This window comes from Microvirga sp. VF16 (assembly GCF_016864375.1).
In the GTDB taxonomy this organism is placed as follows: domain Bacteria; phylum Pseudomonadota; class Alphaproteobacteria; order Rhizobiales; family Beijerinckiaceae; genus Microvirga.
The window spans coordinates 2240756-2258971 of record NZ_CP069354.1; the positions used below are offsets into that span (position 1 = coordinate 2240756).

The window sequence follows — 18216 nt, forward strand, 5'->3', positions numbered from 1 at the left end:
TTGTAGGTCTAAACGAGCCGAGGATTTCCCAGTATAAGGGCGTCGAATTGTACAAACATTTCGTTGAGATCAGGCTGCTTTGAGTTTTGACACAGGCTCGACCCTGGGCGGACCATTGCGATGCGCTGTATTCCATAACGTCCCGTTCTGCGAGTTTGGGATGAGACTGGAGAAAACAGTAGAGATCAGGAATGGAGCGTCTGAACTGATGGCATCAGGCCAGACACGGTCATGAGGGTCTTCAATACGACCTTCAGCAAGTCGTCACGACTCGTGGGCTTTTCGAGCCACGGCACGCCCAGAAGCTCAGTCGGCACGCCCTGACGCGGCGGGTAGCCGGAATAAATGATGAAGGGGATCCCGCGCCTGTTGAGGTCGTCGCTCAACTCTGTGGTAGGGCCATCCTTAAGCATGAAGTCGACAATCGCGATATCAGCCATATGGGTTTCCAGCCAGGCACGCGCCTCGGCCACGGAGTTTACCGTCTTCACGGCGATGCCGGCCTCTTCCAGGTATGTCTCAATCGACATTGCGATGAGCGCCTGGTCCTCGATCACCAAGCAGCAGGGCTGATGTGTCTGTTCTCTGTTCATGGCCTCACCGCTAAGGGTGGGCAGAGAATCCTGCATTCACTTAGGTTGACCTGAGCCGTTCTAGCATGGCGTGCACATGAGCCCGGATCTCGGCATCTGATGCGAAGCCGGAACGACCGTGAGGGAGTCTCAACTCGGCCGTTAGATAAAATAGGTAAAAGCCGTTGAAGCGGGCCGCCTCGGAAGCGGCCATGACAGAAAAGCCGGGTGGCAGCCGGTCGAGGGGATGGAGAGAACCAAGGAAGAGCCAATCTTGCCCTGCGAGGAAGCCGGGCACGGGACGATCTACTGGCACAGCACAAACTAGGCTATCGCATCCTAAGCGGTGGAACAGATTATACGTGCAATCGAGCCTTTGATGCCGGAAGCGGGAAGAGCCCTGGGCCTTGGCTTGGTATCTTGATGTGTGTCATGCCTGAGCCGGCTCGAAAGAACTCCCTCCTCAGCCCATGCCGGGTGAGGGAGTTGAGGATGGGCGAAAGTCAGGAGTCACTTTCAGCTCTATCTGCCTGGCCGGGCTTGTCCCTCACTTAGGTTAAGCGCGGCAGCTCTTTTGAAGGCGATCGGCGCGAACGATCTCGACAATATTGCTGTGTGATGCTGGTGGCCTGAGAAGGCAGGTTGAACTAGCTTTCTACTTAGTCTCTGCCGATGCTGACCAAATCATCGTCCGAATACTTCAAAAAGACACCCTATCCGGTTCCATAAAGGCATTACGCTCAATTCGCGTGGTTGTCGTAGCTACTAAGAAGCGGCGTCCATCCGCGAATTTGCCTATCAGAGCATATACGCGGGTGATCGGCGAAGATCCGCCAGTAGCCGACCCGTGCCTCATGGCTGATCGTCCAGAACCCCACGGTCAGCGGGAGAACGGGTGGGACATTGTCCTCAACCGTCCAGAGGATCACAGGTGTGCCGTCGCGGGGGCGGTGCTGACCGGAGCCCAGCCGCCGCTCATGGTCATTGTCGACATGGTCGATGCGCCTCACCACGGCTCTCAACGGCAAGCAGCCGTCATTGTTCGCCCCTTCATAAAGCGGCCTATCGGACATCCGCTTCCAGTTTCATGCGCGAGCAAAGGAGCCAAAGCGCCCATGAAAAAGGGCCGCGCCGAGTCTTGTGACCGTGTTCGCGACCCTTTGAACCGTAGTTTGCCCCTACGAGTAGGGGCCGTATACCGACCTCGGATTGGGGATGCAATAAGTGCAACTACGTAATTCTGCACCATGCTGTATCAGAATATCGCGCTCAGGATTAACATAGAGCAGTGACAGCACCTGCTTTGATTGGGCAAGTCGCGTTTAGCGGATTTGTTTGTTTGCCCCTACGGATCCGAAAACTTAAAGCGCCCTCTTCGGACGGGCGCTTTTTCTTGCTTGATCCAGCCTTCCACGTGCATTCCATAAAGGCGCTTCCGCGAAATTCGCGTCGTACGCCCGGAACGTCTGAAAATGACCCGAAGCTGTCATTCACAGTGGCGGAGTCTCGTTTCCTGGCTTGCACAGGAACAGCATGCCGGAACGGACATGAGGACATGCCTCACTGCCGGTCATTCACCCAATGGATCGACCCTACGGTGGCATACATCAGCCCCCGCGGTCGTACCTTGGGCGCACAGATCTTGGGCCACGACTTGCCCACCCTTGCGGATAGCCATTAGTGTCTGATCGCACAACGACCCGATCCGAGGACCATCGATGATTGTCAGGTATCCCGCCGCCGTCCGTCGCGCCGCCCATTCCGCGTTGGCAGGTTCTGTTGCCGTCGTTTTTGCTGGATTATCCGCCAGTGCCCAAACCGGCGGGCCAGGGAGCGCTCTCGATACTGTGATGCAGCGCGGCTCCCTCCAGGTCTGCACCACCGGCGACTACAAGCCTTTCACTTTCCACAAGACCGATGCCGCCGCCTACGAGGGCATTGACATCGAGTTGGCCAAGTCGCTCGCCAAGGCCATCGGGGTCGAGGCGCGTTTTGTGAAGACCAAGTGGTCAGACCTCATGGCTGACTTCACGTCGGGCAAGTGTGACATTGCCATGGGCGGCATCTCGGTCACCCTCGAGCGCCAGAAGCGTGCCTTCTTCAGCGCGCCCTATCTCGTCAACGGCAAGGCTCCGATTGCCCGCTGTGCCGATAAGGCCAAGTTTCAGTCGGTGGCCGACATCGACAAGCCAGAGGTGACGGTGATCGTCAATCCAGGTGGTACGAACGAGCGCTTCGTGCGCCAAAACCTCAAACAGGCCAGGATCGAAGTCTATCCCGACAATGTCACGATCTTTGATCAAGTCCTGCAAGGCAAGGCCGACTTGATGATCGCGGAGTCGATCGAGACGAAGGTGCAGGAGAAATTGCGCCCCGGTTTGTGTGCCATCAATCCCGACCAGCCGCTCCAGTACGGTGAGATGGGCTATTTGCTGCCGCAGGGCGACATCGTCTTCAAGGCCTTTGTCGACCAGTGGCTGCATCTGGCCAAGGCCAACGGGGAGTTTGGCCGGATCTACGACCAGTTCGTGAGGTGATCGAGCGGCAAGCGCCCGGGATGGGCGGGATTGGAGACTCGGAGGCGGTCGCCTGCTAGCGACGTTGCGAGGCCCTCAAGGGTTCCGCGCCGGAGGTCGCCGACGCTTCGGCGACCTCCATGAAGTCGACCATCTCCCATGCCAAGTGATGAGGTTACCGGCCGTGATCGGACGTTGCCGGTTCAGTCTTGGACCTTTGTCGCCATTGTCAAACCTCCCGTGCGCATGATCGTCCAGCGCGGCCCGGCCGTCCGACACTTCCGTCCGCGTTAGATGTTGCGCGGCAGGGCGGTGTAGACCCTGACGATGAACTGGTGGAACTCCGCCATGTAGTTCCTCAGGAACTCGGCCGTTGTCTCGTCGGTCACCTCGCCCTCGTCGGTGATCAGCCCGGGCTTGAACTGGATGTAGGCCTCCGGCGCGTTCATCTGGGGCGAGTTGCAGAAACTGAGCACGCTGCGCAGTTGCTGCTGCGCGATGGCGGTGCCGATCGCGCCGGGCGAGGTGCCGATCACGGCCGAAGGCTTGCGTGTGAACGCGTTCTGGCCATAGGGCCGGCTGGCCCAGTCGATGGCGTTCTTCAGCCCACCCGGGATCGAACGGTTGTACTCCGGGGTCACGAACAGCACCGCATCGACAGCCGCGATGGCGGCCTTGAACGCTCGTGCCGGCGGCGGGAAGTCGGCGTCGTAGTCATAGCTGTAGAGCGGCAGATCCCGGATCGGGATTTCGGCGAACTCAAGATGTTCCGGGGCGAGGCGCGTCAGCGCCCTGGCGAGCTTGCGGTTGATTGATTCCTTCGCGAGGCTGCCGATCAGATAGCCGACTTTGAAGGTGGTCATGGCTCTCTCCTGGTGCGAAGGATCCTGACCGGATCCCTGATCCAATCTAACCTCCATCAGAATCGTGGCAGTTCTAACGGCAGTCAGGATTTCCGGCCTCCGGAATGGCCGGAAAAAGGACGGGAGCCTGTATGCGATGGTCAGCCATACCGCCAATCTCAACGGACCGCATCGCTACGCTATTGAGGGCAATGTCGGGGTCCGCGTCACGTGGTGGAAAACCGCGTCTGGTTCATGCAGAGATCGATATATGAGGGTTCGTCGGATAGCCGGCATATCCGAGGGGAATGTCTCGTCCCGGCACTCCTGAGAAGTAAGAGCTTGGTCTGCTCAAGGAGGGAACAGCAGTCATTCCTGGGAGAATGCTGATTTTCTCTGCATTACCCGAAGAGGACCTTCCTGGCTCCGACCGCATCCAGTCCGAACCTCAGTCCCCAGCGACGAACAGTTTTCGCCGGATTGCGACATCGCCCAATCCGCCAGCGCGGAATAGTCGTCCATTGGAACTGGCTGAATCAGCAAGGGTCAGCACCCGAAAGAGCTCGGCTATACTTGTCGGTCGACCGCCAGATTGCCCCTGGACGAAGCGCCACTCACACATCACCATTGTTTGCCGATGCCTTCGTCATGGTAGTGAGATGACCGACCCTGTCGACCAGAAGGTGCAAAGGCGTCTGGCTGCCGTTCTCGCAGCCGACGTGGTTGGGTTCTCGGCTCTCATGGGCCAGGACGAGGAAGGCACCCTTGCACATATCAGGAGCCTGCGTCGGGAGATCTTCGAGCCGAAGATTGGTGACCATCAAGGGCGGGTGGTCAAAACCACCGGCGATGGTATCCTCGTTGAGTTCCCGAGTCCCATTGAGGCAGTTCGCTGTGCCGTGGAGGTACAGGCAGCGATTGCCGACAGGGCTTCACAAGGGTCCTCCCAGGCGCTCCAACTCCGCATCGGCATCAACCTGGGCGACATCATCATCGAGGGTGATGGGGACATCTACGGTGACGGGGTGAACGTTGCGGCCCGATTGGAGCAAATGGCAGAGCCTGGAGGCATCTGGATTTCGAATAAGGTCTACGAGGAGGTCCGGGACAAGCTGCCGTATGCCTTCGAGGATCGTGGTGAGCAGCAGGTCAAGAACATCGTGCGGCCGTTGAGGGTCTATAGCCTGCTGGCCGGCACCCTCGACCCGAAAGCCACGATCTCCACGGGGCAAGACCCTTTCCCACCGCGGCAAACCGTCCATTGCCGTGCTGCCTTTCACCAACATGAGCAGCGATCCCGAGCAGGGCTACTTCGCGGGCGGTGTGACGGAGGACATCATCACGGAACTGTCCCGCTTCAGGGAACTGGCCGTTGCCGCACGAAGCGCCTCGTTCGCGTTCCGTGGAAAGTCGGTGAACCTGCAAGCCATCCGCCGGGAGCTGAACGTCAGGTACCTGCTTGAGGGCAGCGTCCGCAAGATCGGCCCTCGCCTACGTCTCACGGCCCAGCTTGTTGATACTGTGACGGGAGCCGAGGTATGGGCAGAGCATTATGATGAAGAGATGGGGCGCATCGTTGACGTTCAGGACGAGATCGTCGGCGGACTCGTCTCCATGTTGTCAGGGCGCATCAAGAGCGATGTGACAGAGCGCGCCAAGCGGAAGTCGCCGCCAAGCTGGGAGGCATTCGATTGCTTCCTGTTAGGCATGGAAGCGTTCGCCTCGCCACGCACCAGAGAAAACCAGCTTCGCGCGATTGAGTTTTTTCAGAGAGCCATCGAGATCGATCCAAAATACGCCCGTGCCCATGGGAAATTAGCGGCGAGTTATACGGTTCTCGCCAGGCTGACGAGAGGAGACAACGAGGCCCGTAGCCGCTCATTGGCGGCGGCCCAGGAGTGGGCTCAGAAAGGGGTGTCACTCGACAGGAACGACGCAGATTCGCTTCTGGCCCTGGGCTATACTCTGTTGTATCAGCGCCGTTTCGCGGAAGGAGAGCACTACATCGACCGTGCCGTGGCCCTGAATCCTCATGATGATCAGATGGCCATCCATCATGTGTCGGCTCTGTCGTATCTGGGAAAGGCGGAGCAGGCGATCACGAAAGTGGAAGGGGTGCTGAGACACAATCCTCGCTGGCCGGTAGCGCTGTTTGACTTAGGGATCGCTCGCTTCTTCGCACGAAATCATGAAGCGGCAGTCGCGATTTTCGATCAGGTTCCTGTGCATGAGGAGCGCAGGTTAGTCGTTGCTGCCTATGCGCATGCGGGCCGGATTGAGCAAGCAACCCACCACGCTCAACAATATGTCGAGGAACTGCGAACGAGTTGGATTGGCCCCCCTGCCGCCAATGTGGGCGAGTTCGTAAGGTGGGATCTGATGTACAACTGCCCGTATAAGCGCTCAGATGACGTATCCCTAGTTTGGGAAGGCCTGCGTCTTACAGGGCTCCTCGAATGAGCTTCATCATCCTCCATGATCACGGCAATCGGCAAAAGCTTTCGTCCCCAAATCCAGGCCCTTTGCCTGGAGGTTGGCCAGCCCATGGGAGATCACGCCCAAACGTTTCCCAGGAAAGGTGTTCGCTGACCGTGTCGCGGACGTCTCGGAAGTAGACCGAATGTCGGCTCAAGCGGAGAACATCGGACATTCGCGAAGGGCAGGTGATTTCGTGAGTTGAACCGTGGCCGACATTCATTGGCCCCAAGTCCATGGCATGACAGCTCGAAAGAGCATCCCACAGGGAGGCCATCATGCCGCGGCGACATCACGGTGCGTGCCTGGGTCTATCCTTGGCCTGTCTCTGGGGTAGCGCCGTCGCCGCCTCCGAGACGACACTCGACCTTGCCCTCGTGCTCGCCGTGGACGTGTCGTCCTCAATGGCGCCGGCCGAGCAGTCGCTTCAGCGCTCGGGCTTCATCGAGGCGTTTCGGTCCCCGGCGGTCCATCAGGCCATCGCAAGGGGAGCACTCGGCCGCATCGCCGTCGTTTACGTCGAATGGTCAGGGGCGGATGATCAGACCGTTCTCGTGCCGTGGACCGTGATCAATGGTCCGGACGGGGCGCGGACCTTCGCGTCCGAGCTCAAGCGCCAGCCGATCCGGCAGGCGGGCCTGACCTCGATCTCCGGCGTGATCGGCTTCAGCATGCGGCTTTTCGCCGATCTCGCGGACAGGCCGGCGCGGCGGGTGATCGATATCTCGGGTGATGGCCCGAACAACGATGGTCCCAAGGTCAGGTACGTACGCGATGATGCCGTGGCTGAGGGCATCACAATCAATGGGCTGCCAATCCAGATCCCGGGGATGGTGAGTGCCTGGGAGTTCGGTGACCTGGACCGATACTACGCGGACTGCGTCATCGGAGGAGCCGGCGCGTTCATGATTCCGGTCCGCCAGGCCGACCAGTTCCCGTCCGTGATCAAGACCAAGGTCCTGCACGAAATCGCCGGACCTGGCCCATCGCCGCTGGTCCTTCATGCCGGAGCGCAGGCCGACTGCCTCTCAGGCGAGAAACTCCGCCAGGAAGAGGAGGCGTGGGAGGGCGAAGGGAATCCTTGAGACCACACGTTGCCGAGTATGTCCCCTTGCCATGAGCCGTCCCGGGATCGATCGGATGCATGTTCTTGCGCGACGTGACGGCAGAGCGCATCATCGTCAATGAGGCTGCCCAACTGCTGCGATCACCCGCCGGCAGGTCTTCCGTCTCCTCAAGGCCTACCGCAGGCAATTTCTCTCCCGTGTAATACACGTAATCCAGATGTGTCTCAGCACACATCCCGGACAGACTCGCAGTTCCCTACGAAAGCGAAGAGGCGTCTAATGATAGTAGTCGCTCCCCGCGTGAGTGGACTTCCCGACGCCGCAGAGTGGGCAGTGTCGCCGCGCCGATAGCCTTCTCACCCCAAGAGCGATTTGACGCTCTGGTTGGTTGCCCGTCTATCTGGGGAATACCGGATAGAATCCTGAAAAGGGAAAAACGCGGGTCCCAGAGCGGTGCCTGCGAGGGAGGAGATCTCCATGGCTGACCACCCCACCATTTCGACTGAATCCGATCTGGCATCGCCGACCACTGCGGTCACTCGCCGCTCGCTGCTCGGCGGGGCGGGCATTGCGGTTGGCGCCGCCGCGCTTGCGTCTCCGCCGGGCATGCCCGGAATCGCCCCGGCCGCGGCTCAGCCTGTGAGCGCGGACCAGCGGCCGCTCGACGCGGTGTTCAAGCGCCGCGCCTTCGAAGTCCGAGAGGCCTGCGCGAGCAACAACGAGAAAATTCCCATCGCGCCCCACCCGACGAATGGCGATGAGGCACGCTACACCAACAAGATCGGTTCCGATTCACGGGGCCTGCCGCACGATAAACGCGGCGAAGTGGAGCAAGCGGCATGGCAGGCCCTCTATACCGCTTGCCAGTCGGGCGATCCCGCTGATTTCGAGAAAGTCCCGCTCGGCGGCACTCGCAAAATAGTCAACCCCATAGGCACACTGGCCGTCAGTCTCAGCGGCATGAACCCTACTCAGATTGCGATACCGCCGGCACCAGCCCTTGCCAGTGCGGAGCGCGGCGGCGAGGCCGTCGAGGTCTATTGGCAATCCCTGCTTCGTGATGTTCCGCTTACTGAATTGCGCGACGACACCTCCAACCGCGACGTGCTCGCAGCAACCGAAGAACTCAACAAGCTGACCGATTTTCGGGGGCCGAAGTCTGGTGGGCGGGTCACACCCGGGACGCTGTTCCGTGCCAATGTGCTTTATTTCGACCCGGCTGACCCGAAGGGCCGCTCCGTCACGCCGTCAGGGGTTTTGGACGGGCCGCTGATCTCGCAATTCCTGCTCCGGGACGTGCCCTATGCCGCACAGTGGATGAGTGCTCAAATACGCACTGTGCTGCCCGCCAACGAATTCCTGACCGAATACGAGGAATGGCTGGCGATCCAGAACGGCGCCGCACCGAAACGCCCGTTGCAGTTCGACGCGACGCCGCGATACATCACGACAGGAAGAGATCTCGCGGAGTATATCCACGCTGGTCCTGCCCTCGGGTGGGCGGCAGCACTGATCCTTGCGACCCCCAGCGGCGGGACGGACCAACGCTACTCCGGAATGTATCCACCGGCAGAGGCCGTGTCCTACCCATCGAACCCGTATCGGAAATCGAAAACCCAAAGCCCTGCGGGTGCCACCTTCGGGTTGCCCTATGTGCAAGCACTCCTCGCTACGGGGATCAGTAACTCCACCCGCGCGTCCTACTGGCAGAAGTATTTCGTGCACCGGGCTCTGCGACCGGAAGCCTACGGCGGTCTGGCGCACCATCGCCTCGCCAATGGCGTGAGCGACTACCCGTTGCATGATAACTTCCTGAAATCGGAAGCCCTCGATCGCAGTAAAGCCAAATACGGCACCTATCTTTTGTCACAAAGCTATCCGGAGGCCGCGCCGCTTCACTCCACCTATCCCGGCGGCGCCACGGGCGTTGGCGCTGTCACGGCTACCATATTGAAGGCGTTTTTCGACGAGAGCCGCGTCATCGCCAACCCGGTACAGCCCGATCCGGCTGACCCGACGAGGCTCGTGCCCTATAGCGGCCCGCCGCTCACGGTTGGTGGAGAGTTGAACAAGCTTGCGGTGAATTTCGGTTTCGGACGTAATTGGGCGGGCATCCACTGGCGGTCCGACGCTTCCGCCTCAATGGCGCTCGGCGAGGAAGTGGCTATCGGCATGCTGCGGGACGAGCGCATGACCCTGCGCGAACCCTTCGACGGCTTCTCCTTTACGCGCTTCGACGGCAGCCGCGTGACAATCTGACAGCAGCCGGGCGACGCTCCTGCCGTGAGGCGCCGGCCCGGTCCTGTGCAGAGAAGCGGAAGCGTTTATGCCCGACAGCCTATTGGTGGAAGCTGAATTAACCTGCTCGCGTCACCTTCCTGCCTCTCGGCATGTCATCTCCTGCGTTTGCTGCGTCGGGTGAGCGGTTGGACGAAGCGGGCGAGGTGGGCGTTGCAGACCGCCTCTGCGGCCTCGATCGGCTCCATCTTGCAGTCGAAGGTGGCCCAGGGCATGCCTTTCGGTTTCTCGATGTAGTCCCCGATGCCAGCGGTTGATGCAGGGCGCCGCCGAGCCTGAAGGTGCGGCCGAGGGTCCGGTTATGCGGGCTCTGGCGCTGAGAGCAGTAAGCGAGGCGATGGGCCTTGTGGAGGCGAAGATGCCGCCGCTGGGCTTGTAGAGTTTGGACATGAGACCCCGCGGCTGGGGCAGACCCACCAGCGCCGGCCGCCAAAAGGGCTGGGGCGTGCATGTCAGCTTGACCCGTTAGTCGTGATGGGTCTTCTCGCCGGTCCAAGGCAGTTCCATAAACGGCCTTCCACGAAATTCAACATCGCAACCGCTGTCTCACGCCGGGAAGGTCCTCTGTCACGCCGGCACACATCCCAGCGTGACGACGAAAGCCTCGCGGAAGCAGAAGTCCGGGTCATCGAGCAAGCGGTCCGGGTCGGCCGCAGCGGCGCGTAACGCTTCGAGATCCGTTGGCGGGAGGTCGTGCTCCACGGCCAAGCCCGCCATGAAGCGAACCAGCATCGTAATGAACTGGCGGGTTGCGGGCGGCAGCGGCGCCCAGCGTTCGACCAGCCAGCTCCGGCGCACCAACTCTTCAAGCCCCACCCGACGAAAGAACGGCCCCAACGACGGGCCGCACCACGCGCCCAATCCGGTTTCGGCCGCCTTCGCGCGCCGGGCCGCGGCCAGCCGGGCCAGGATCGCAGGGTCCAGGGGCAGAAATTGGAGAAGCGTGACATCCAACTCTTTCACGGCAACCAAGCCGCCCGGCTTGGTCACACGACGGAACTCGCCCATGACGCGGCCGAACTCCGCCTTGGTCAGAAACGCCGCGACGTTGGCACACCACACGCAGTCGAACGAACTGTCGGCAAAGGGAAGGTCCAGCACGCTGCCGACGCGTAGGTCAATGGGAACCGTGCAGTTCGCCTCACGGACGAGCCGCTCGACATGGGCGATGTTCTCGGGCGCCAGATCGAGCGCGCTGACTCGCCCCGCGACCCCAACAAGTTCGCAGAGGAGCGGGACGTAGCCGCCCGCACCGCAGCCCGCATCGAGCACCGACCAGCCGGACTGAATGCCGACAAAGCGGAGCGCTTCCTCATATTCGGCCCTAGCGGCCTCGAAGTGGGCATCCAACCACGAGGCAGCGCTCCCCCTGTGGCCTGTTGACGTCATCGCCATGTCGCTCATGGGATCGCTCCCGGGCCCCGGACATGGAAGGAGTATACCTCCTTCCATGGATGCACGCGACGGCATGACCGGGCTGCTATCTACCTTGGCCAAAGGGGGAATGGCCCAATTAAGGTCGGCTTGTGGCACTTCTCGGAAGAAGCGCTTTGGTCTGATTATGAGGCGGTAACCGGACATTCATTTCATTTGCTGTTCGTTACTCTTTGACCCTGAACCGACCTCCCGCTCAGTTCGGGAGCCGCCGACCCATCGCCACTTTCCCGCCGGATCCAGAAGGCTTACCCGAGCCACCGAGCGCTACCGTGATCCGGCGCTCCGCCGTCAGTTAAGGCAGAGGATGGAGGAGCTCGGGCTGCCGCCGTCACAATGCTCCCAAAATGCAGCATCTAAAAGCGCTTCGATACCTGACGGGAATGGGCTCATATTGAAAGACACGTTGTGGATCGTGCTTGTAGGCCCGGCAGAACGCTTCGGCCTCCATGGCCAAGGCTCACCGAGGTTGCCCGTTCCCGAGTGCATTCTGAACCGCCTGCTCGATCTCTTCGATCCAGGCTGGATCGGCGGACGGGATCAACCGGGCAAGATCGCCTTCCGAGACGGTGGCGGATCGGACCTGTGAGGCCGCGGAACGAGCCTGCTCCAAGTCGCCGAGCCGTGTGCAGCAAAGGGCAATCATCTTGAGCGCGGGAACCCAGTGCGGGCGCACCGACAGGGCCCGGCGTGCCGTGTCCAGCCCAGCCTCGGCATTCCCGGAGAAGGCGTAGGCTGCTGACAACAGGAACAGCCACGTGAAGTTCTGCGGATCGAAGGGGGAGAGGCGCAGCCCATGCTCCAGCGACTCGATCGCCTCCCGCAAGCGACCGGTACTCAGATATGCAACCCCGAGGACCAGGTACCCCAGGGCGAAGCTGGAACTGAGGCCGATGGCGCGCTGAGCGGCTCGAATGGCGGTTTCGTACTCGCCGCCGAAGACATGGGTCACGGCGACGGCATAATGCGAGTAGGGGTTCTTCTCATCAAGCTGGACAGCCTTCAGTCCGGCTTCCATCCCGCTCCGCAGACCGGCCTCTGGATCGCTCCCCCACCCATAAGCGGCAAGACCGGCCTCAACCCGCGCCAGCCAGATGTAGCCATCGGCAGAGTTAGGCTCGGCCTCAATGGCCTTCAGGAACAGCTCGCGGGCGCGCTGGTGCGAGTCGGGCCTGATCTTGTGGAACTCCCACATGCCCCGTCGGACGAGATCCCAGGCGGTCAGGCTTCGGGAGCGCTCGGCGCCGCGCTGCCCCTCCTTCCTGAGGAGTTCGGGCTCGATGGCCCCCGCAACCTCCTCGGCGACCTGATCCTGGAGCACCAGGACATCGCCGATATCACGGTCATATCGCTCTGCCCAGATCGAGCCGCCAGTCTCGGCCTCCGTGAGCTGGACCGAGACGCGGACATGGGACCCGCTCTGGCGCACGCTGCCACTGAGGATGTAGCGAACGCCCAAGCGACGGGCGACCTGCTCCGTCTCGATGGCCTTATCCTTGAACGCGAAGGAGGAACTGCGGGATGTGACGAACAGCCAGCGGGTTTTCGTCAGGGCCGTGATGATGTCGTCCGTGATCCCGTCGGCGAAGTACTCCTGCTCGGGATCGCCACTCAGGTTGGCGAACGGCACGACGGCAATGGAAGGTTTATCGGTCTGATTTGGGATCGGCCGGGCTGCCTTCGGCTCTTGGGGCGTGATGTCCCCCGCTTTCAAGGCATAGACGTGGATGGGACGTGCGATGTTCTTGAGGCGCTGTTCGCCCCGGTCCTCGAACGGCAGGGACAGCTTGCCCTCGAGTTCGTCGAACACCTTGCCGGAGATGCAGATGCCGCCGGGATCGGCCACGCCCTCCAGGCGCACCGCGATGTTCACGCCGTCGCCAAGGATATCCTCGTCCTCGCTGACGAGAATATCGCCGAGGTTAATGCCCATGCGGAGCCGGATTGTCCCGTTCCCCGGATAGTCGGCGGCGAGATCAGTGACCGCCGTCTGGGCCTCGATCGCACACAGCACGGCCTCGACCGGGCTGGCGAACTCCAGGAGGGCTCCGTCGCCCATGGTCTTGACGATGCGTCCGTGATGCCGCGCGGCGGCCGCCCCGATGATGTCCGACAGGATCGTCCCGATGGCTGCGGCCGCGGCCTCCTCGTCCTCTTCCATGAGCCGGGAAGATCCCACCACGTCGGCAGCCAGGATGGCGGCAAGCCTGCGCTGGGATTTTGGACGCAGATCAGGCATGGACGTGTCCGCGCTTTCATGCAGGAGCAGTTTGCGCCGATCTCGGGTCCGGGTCTACCGGGCTTGGAGTGGGCTTGCTGGCAGAAATAGTGATAGCCCTCTGTCGGAACGACACCCATCGTGCGATCTTGCAGCCAAACCCGACCGCGATCTCTGGGTCGACGTTTGCCCTTCGTGAGGGTCACATCGCGACTGTTCCATAATTGGCGTCAGCAGCAAGCCGCCCTTGGGTCAGGCAGCCCAAGGGCTGAGCATCCGAGGCGGGGAGATCGGTCGATCGATCCTCATCGAGACCGTCATGACGGCGACGCGCTGGTGATGCTCGTCGCTCACCTCGACCACCGCTTGGCAGGCGCCGTCGTGCGGCAGCTTATGCAATCCGATGGCAGCCGCGGTGCGCGCCGCCTCCCGTTCGGCTGCGGCGAGGGTTTCGAACCCAGCGGGAGCGGGGTTCAGCTCATCATGCACGTTCAAGTGGTAGCGAGGCATGGCACCCTCGGACCTGCGGGAGTTTCTGCAAGACAGGATAGGCGGCGCGGTCGGTATGTCGATCAAATATAAATTGTGGGATTCATCAAGAATCGTGGCCGCCACAGGCGCAGGTCCCACATGTGAGCGATGGCTCTGGACCCGCCGCGCCGTGCGATCGGGTGCTCCGAATATCCGCTCTGGTAAGGGCACCGGCCGTTCCTCATCGGCAAGGCATCGTCAGTGCGTGACCCAATGCAGACCGCAGGTCTTCCCGAGGTTATGGTTGTCATTGAAATCTTCGAAGGGCGGTTCAAGGGCGCCGACGGTATTGCTTGCGTACAATGATGCGCGTCGTGCGCCTGGTGACATCAATCCTGACCGGCCGTTCCCGCCTCTTGGCCCAGCCGATGACGCAGGCGTTGGCTCTCGGCGCGCAGACTCTCGATCTCCTCACGCACCGGGTTGAGCACCTGGTCCAATTCCTCGTGCGTGAAGCGAGGGGTGATGTGCTGAGGGCAGTTCCAGTCGAAAGCCTCAACCTGGATTAGGGCCCCGCGCTCGGAACGAGCCGCATAGTCTGGCACGGCGAGGGTTGCGACCAGTTCGGGGTCCGCGCTCACGTTGATCATCCGCAAGTGCCCGAAGATCTTGAGCCGCCGCTGATGAGCGTAGTCCATCAGGAACAGCGAGACCCGGTCATTCTCCGCAACGTTGCCGGTCGTCACATACTGCCGATTGCCCCGAAAATCCGCGAAGCCAAGCGTGTGATCGTCCAGGACGCGCAGGAATCCCGCCGGGCCACCCCGGTACTGCACATAAGGCCAGCCGGTTTCGGAGACAGAGGCGAGATAGAACCCGTCGCGTCCTTCAATGAAAGCCGCTTCTGCGTCGCCGAGCCGGTCGTTGCGGACCAGCCCAGCCCTGTTCAGCGTGCCATCCAGGCGCGCGTACTGGGCCGCGCTTCCGTAGCGCTCACGCGCGGCCTTCACTGAAGGGGTCGATGCGATCTCGAGCCATCTGTGTAGCATCGTCAACCTCGTGGAAAACAGGAGGATTGCGGCATTAGTCCTGGTAGGCCCAGTCAGCGGCATGCCAAGCCAAACGGCCTTGGTCGGACACGATCCGGCCGAGACCAGGGAAAGGCATGTGCGTTGCTGCAATGAGCACACCCTCCTCAGCCGCCCGGGGGAAGAAGCGGGCCCGCATGGCTTGTGCTGCTGGCCGATCCGCCTCCATCAGGAAGTTCACGTCGGTTCCCATGGCCGGGTGCACCACCGGAAAGAGCATGTCGGAGACCATGATCAGGCTTTGTCCTCCGTCCTCGATCCGCACGCCGATGTGGCCTGGAGTATGTCCCGCAAGGTCGACAAGTGACACGCCGCGGGCGATCTGGTGGTCGCCCTGGGTGGCCTGGAGCTTCGGATACAGGCGAACGAGGTCGGCCGAGAGGCGGAAGCTGGGTTGCAGATAGTCGGGCGCGGCGGCCTGCTTGCCCGGATCGGTCCAATGCGCGATATCGCGCCGGTCGACATACACCTCCGCCTTCGGGAAAACACGGCGGCCGCCCGCGACAAGGCCTCCCAGGTGATCCTGGTGCATATGGGTTACGATCACGGCATCGATCTGGTCGGCCCCCAACCCACGGGCGGCAAGCGCCTGGGGGAGTTGCCCGGTCTGGCCCAGCGAGCCGGCGGGTCCGGCATCGATCAGGATGCGGCTCGATCCGTCCTCGATGAGATACTGATTGAACAGAAAGCGCACACCGCTCGGCCGTGCCGTGAACTGGGCCTTGGCCGCGGCTTCGACCTGCTCGGGCGTCCGGCCAGGGAAGTAGCCATAGGGCATATCCGCGTAGCCATCCGACAGGGCCGTCACGGTAAAGCGGCCCACCTTGATTTGCGCGAGCGGCGCGACAGCGGAGGCGGGTTGGCTGCTTGCGGCTCGCGCAGGCAGGGTCTGCGCACCGGCCATAAGCCCGGCAGTCGGAAGGCCAAAGGCGAAAGCGCGACGGGAGAGCGAGAGGGGCATGGGAGAAGCTCCAAGGTTTTGTGACCCAGGTGATGATCCTGATCGATGTCGACGCCCGGGTCTGGGCAGACACTAGACCCTCCCTGTCCCAACCGGTATCCTGCGAATTCAAGACCTTTCCTCTCATTTTTTGGAAGGTACGATGGACCGCTTCGACGCCATGGCCGTTCTGCTCGCCGTCGTGGAGGAGGGCAGCCTGTCGGCCGCCTCACGCCGCCTGCGCGCGCCTCTAGCTACGGTGAGCCGCAAGGTGGCGGACCTGGAGCGGCACCTGAACGCCCAGCTTCTGGTGCGCACAAGTCGACGGGTTGAGCTGACCGACGCGGGCCGCGGCTATGTGGAGGCGGCCAAACGCATCCTGGAGCAAGTCGGGGAAGCAGAGCGCGAGGCGGCGGGCGAGTACACTACGCTCAGGGGTGAGCTTCACGTGACAGCGCCTACGATGTTCGGTCGAATTCATGTCTTGCCGATCGCCCTCGACTTCCTGAAGGAGCACCCAGAGATCGACCTGCGGCTTTTCCTCAACGACCGCCAAGTGGATCTAGTCGAGGAACACGTCGATGTTGCCGTTCGCATTGGCCATTTGGTCGATGGCGGCTTACGGGCGACGAAGGTTGGCGCGATCCGCCGTATTGCCTGCGCCAGCCCTGCCTACCTCGCTCGACGCGGAGTTCCCAATACGCCAGGCGATCTCGCACAGCATGACGGCATCACGTTCCAGGGCTTCGAGCGCGCGCCCGAATGGCGCTATCGCGGTGACAGCCCCGCCTGGACAGCCGAGCCGCGGACGCGCCTGGCCGTGAACTCGACGGAAGCTGCCGTGGCCGCGGCGGTGGCGGGTCTGGGGACTGTCCGTCTCCTGTCATATCAAATCGAGCAGGAGTTGCGCTCAGGTGCCCTGCTCGCGATTCTCGAAGAGTTCGCCCCCAAGCCCATGCCGGTGACCCTTGTCTATCCCGAAGGAGGTCGGCTCGCACCCAAGGCTCGGGCCTTCATCGACTGGGCGGCACCGCGGCTTCGAGTCCGACTGTCATGACGTTGGCCCTGCAATTCACCCCCGGTCCAGTCAGCATTCCTCTCACCTTGCAATGGTGGACCTTCCAATCGGAGCATTCCTGAAGTCAAAGGAGCTTGGGAAGGTCTGCCTTTGATGCTGTGGACGGCTCCCACCCAGCGGTGAGGTAGCATGGCTGTTGTCAGCAGCCAGCGACACAGGAGCAGCCCATGAGCACGGTCACTACCATTGGTCTGGACATCGCCAAGTCCGTCTTCCAGGTGCATGGCATCGATGCCGAAGGGGTCGTGATCATCCGACGCCAGGTCAGGCGAGGGCAGGTGCTCAAGTTCTTTGCTTCCCTGCCACCCTGTCTGATCGGCATCGAGGCCTGTGCGAGCGCCCATCACTGGTCACGGGAGTTGCAGAGCCTCGGTCATGAGGTGAAGCTCATGCCGCCGGCTTATGTCAAACCGTATGTAAAACGACAGAAGAACGACATGGCCGATGCCGAGGCGATCTGCGAGGCAGTCACCCGGCCCACCATGCGCTTTGTCGAGACGAAGACGTGCGAGCAGCAAAGCACCCTGATGCTGCACCGGGTGCGGCTGATGCAGGTGCGGCAGAGGACCATGCTCACCAATGCGATCCGAGCACACCTGGCGGAGTTCGGCGTGGTGGCGAAGATCGGCCGGGAAGGTGTTGATGAGTTGCTGCTCATGGTCAGCAACGAAGATGAGCGCATCCCGGAGCTGGCCCGGGCCTGCATCCTGGCCTTGGCCGAGCAACTGGTGCTGCTCAAGCGCCAGATCCTGGAGATGGACCGACGGATCACCGCCTGCCACCGCGCCAACGAAGTCAGCCGCCGGTTGGCCGAGATCCCCGGTGTGGGTCCGCTGCTCGCATCAGCTCTCGTGGCCCATGTTCCCAACCCGAAGGCCTTCTCATCCGGGCGCAATCTGGCGGCCTGGATCGGCTTGGTGCCGAAGCAGAACTCCAGCGGCGGCAAGGAGCGGCTCGGCGGCGTGACCAAACAGGGCAACCGCTACCTGCGCTCCCTGCTGACGGTGGGCGCACTCGCAGTGATCCGCTTTGCCCAGCGGCACGGGACGAAGCGGCCGTGGATCGTGCAACTGCTGGCGCGGCGGGCCACGAAGGTAGCGGCGGTGGCCCTGGCCAACAAGATGGCCCGGATGGTGTGGGCGATCATGGCCAAGGGCGAGCACTATCGGGAGCCTGTTGTACAAGCGGCATAATCATCGTCGGAAGGCTCCGGCGAT

General features: G+C 61.9%; 15 protein-coding genes. 7 read left to right on the plus strand and 8 right to left on the minus strand.

The features are described 5' to 3' along the window. Positions 1–185: 185 nt before the first annotated feature. Complete coding sequence (locus JO965_RS10645) at positions 186–593, minus strand: response regulator (RefSeq protein ID WP_203443594.1); 408 nt, start codon at positions 591–593, stop codon at positions 186–188. A 719-nt stretch (positions 594–1312) separates the two neighbouring features. Continuing rightward, positions 1313–1645, minus strand: a complete 333-nt coding sequence (locus JO965_RS10650; RefSeq protein WP_203443595.1) for a hypothetical protein — start codon at positions 1643–1645, stop codon at positions 1313–1315. 645 nt (positions 1646–2290) lie between these two features. Here JO965_RS10650 and JO965_RS10655 point away from each other — a divergent pair. Continuing rightward, the gene (locus tag JO965_RS10655; protein ID WP_203443596.1) at positions 2291–3109 is read left to right on the plus strand and encodes a transporter substrate-binding domain-containing protein; all 819 of its coding nucleotides are present in this window, start codon (positions 2291–2293) and stop codon (positions 3107–3109) included. 269 nt (positions 3110–3378) lie between these two features. On the opposite strand, the gene JO965_RS10660 is transcribed toward JO965_RS10655, so the two are convergent. Further along, the gene (locus tag JO965_RS10660; RefSeq protein WP_203443597.1) at positions 3379–3951 is read right to left on the minus strand and encodes an NADPH-dependent FMN reductase; all 573 of its coding nucleotides are present in this window, start codon (positions 3949–3951) and stop codon (positions 3379–3381) included. A gap of 638 nt (positions 3952–4589) precedes the next feature. Between JO965_RS10660 and JO965_RS10665 the strand changes: the two genes are divergently transcribed. The 4 genes from JO965_RS10665 (at position 4590) to JO965_RS10680 (ending at position 9731) form a co-directional block, all read left to right on the plus strand. Beyond that, on the plus strand, positions 4590–5393 hold the full coding sequence (locus JO965_RS10665; RefSeq protein ID WP_203443598.1) for an adenylate/guanylate cyclase domain-containing protein: 804 nt from the start codon (positions 4590–4592) through the stop codon (positions 5391–5393). Further along, on the plus strand, positions 5344–6390 hold the full coding sequence (locus tag JO965_RS10670) for a hypothetical protein (RefSeq protein ID WP_203443599.1): 1047 nt from the start codon (positions 5344–5346) through the stop codon (positions 6388–6390). The genes JO965_RS10665 and JO965_RS10670 overlap by 50 nt, the downstream gene beginning before the upstream one ends. A 293-nt stretch (positions 6391–6683) precedes the next feature. Continuing rightward, on the plus strand, positions 6684–7490 hold the full coding sequence (locus JO965_RS10675) for a DUF1194 domain-containing protein (RefSeq protein ID WP_203443600.1): 807 nt from the start codon (positions 6684–6686) through the stop codon (positions 7488–7490). 459 nt (positions 7491–7949) lie between these two features. Next, entirely contained in the window at positions 7950–9731 is a 1782-nt protein-coding gene (locus tag JO965_RS10680) for a vanadium-dependent haloperoxidase (protein ID WP_203443601.1), read from the plus strand. Between the two features lie 606 nt (positions 9732–10337). Here JO965_RS10680 and JO965_RS10685 read toward each other — a convergent pair. The 5 genes from JO965_RS10685 to JO965_RS10705 form a co-directional block, all read right to left on the minus strand. Further along, positions 10338–11174 carry a class I SAM-dependent methyltransferase gene (locus JO965_RS10685; protein ID WP_203443602.1) on the minus strand — a complete coding sequence of 279 codons (837 nt, stop codon included), beginning with the start codon at positions 11172–11174 and terminating at the stop codon, positions 10338–10340. A gap of 490 nt (positions 11175–11664) precedes the next feature. Then, on the minus strand, positions 11665–13443 hold the full coding sequence (locus JO965_RS10690) for an adenylate/guanylate cyclase domain-containing protein (RefSeq protein WP_203443603.1): 1779 nt from the start codon (positions 13441–13443) through the stop codon (positions 11665–11667). Positions 13444–13674: 231 nt separating this feature from the next. Further along, the gene (locus tag JO965_RS10695; protein WP_203443604.1) at positions 13675–13932 is read right to left on the minus strand and encodes a hypothetical protein; all 258 of its coding nucleotides are present in this window, start codon (positions 13930–13932) and stop codon (positions 13675–13677) included. A gap of 350 nt (positions 13933–14282) precedes the next feature. Then, positions 14283–14942 (minus strand): pyridoxamine 5'-phosphate oxidase family protein, encoded by a 660-nt coding sequence (locus tag JO965_RS10700; RefSeq protein ID WP_203443605.1) that lies wholly within the window; start codon positions 14940–14942, stop codon positions 14283–14285. Positions 14943–14976: 34 nt separating this feature from the next. After that, positions 14977–15942 (minus strand): MBL fold metallo-hydrolase, encoded by a 966-nt coding sequence (locus JO965_RS10705; protein WP_203443606.1) that lies wholly within the window; start codon positions 15940–15942, stop codon positions 14977–14979. Between the two features lie 142 nt (positions 15943–16084). Here JO965_RS10705 and JO965_RS10710 point away from each other — a divergent pair, with 142 nt between their 5' ends. Together JO965_RS10710 and JO965_RS10715 are read left to right on the plus strand one after the other, a co-directional pair. Next, positions 16085–16978, plus strand: a complete 894-nt coding sequence (locus JO965_RS10710; RefSeq protein ID WP_203443607.1) for a LysR family transcriptional regulator — start codon at positions 16085–16087, stop codon at positions 16976–16978. A gap of 188 nt (positions 16979–17166) precedes the next feature. After that, positions 17167–18192: an IS110 family transposase gene (locus tag JO965_RS10715; protein WP_203443608.1), complete on the plus strand. Its 1026-nt coding sequence runs from the start codon at positions 17167–17169 to the stop codon at positions 18190–18192. The last annotated feature ends 24 nt before the right edge of the window (positions 18193–18216 follow it).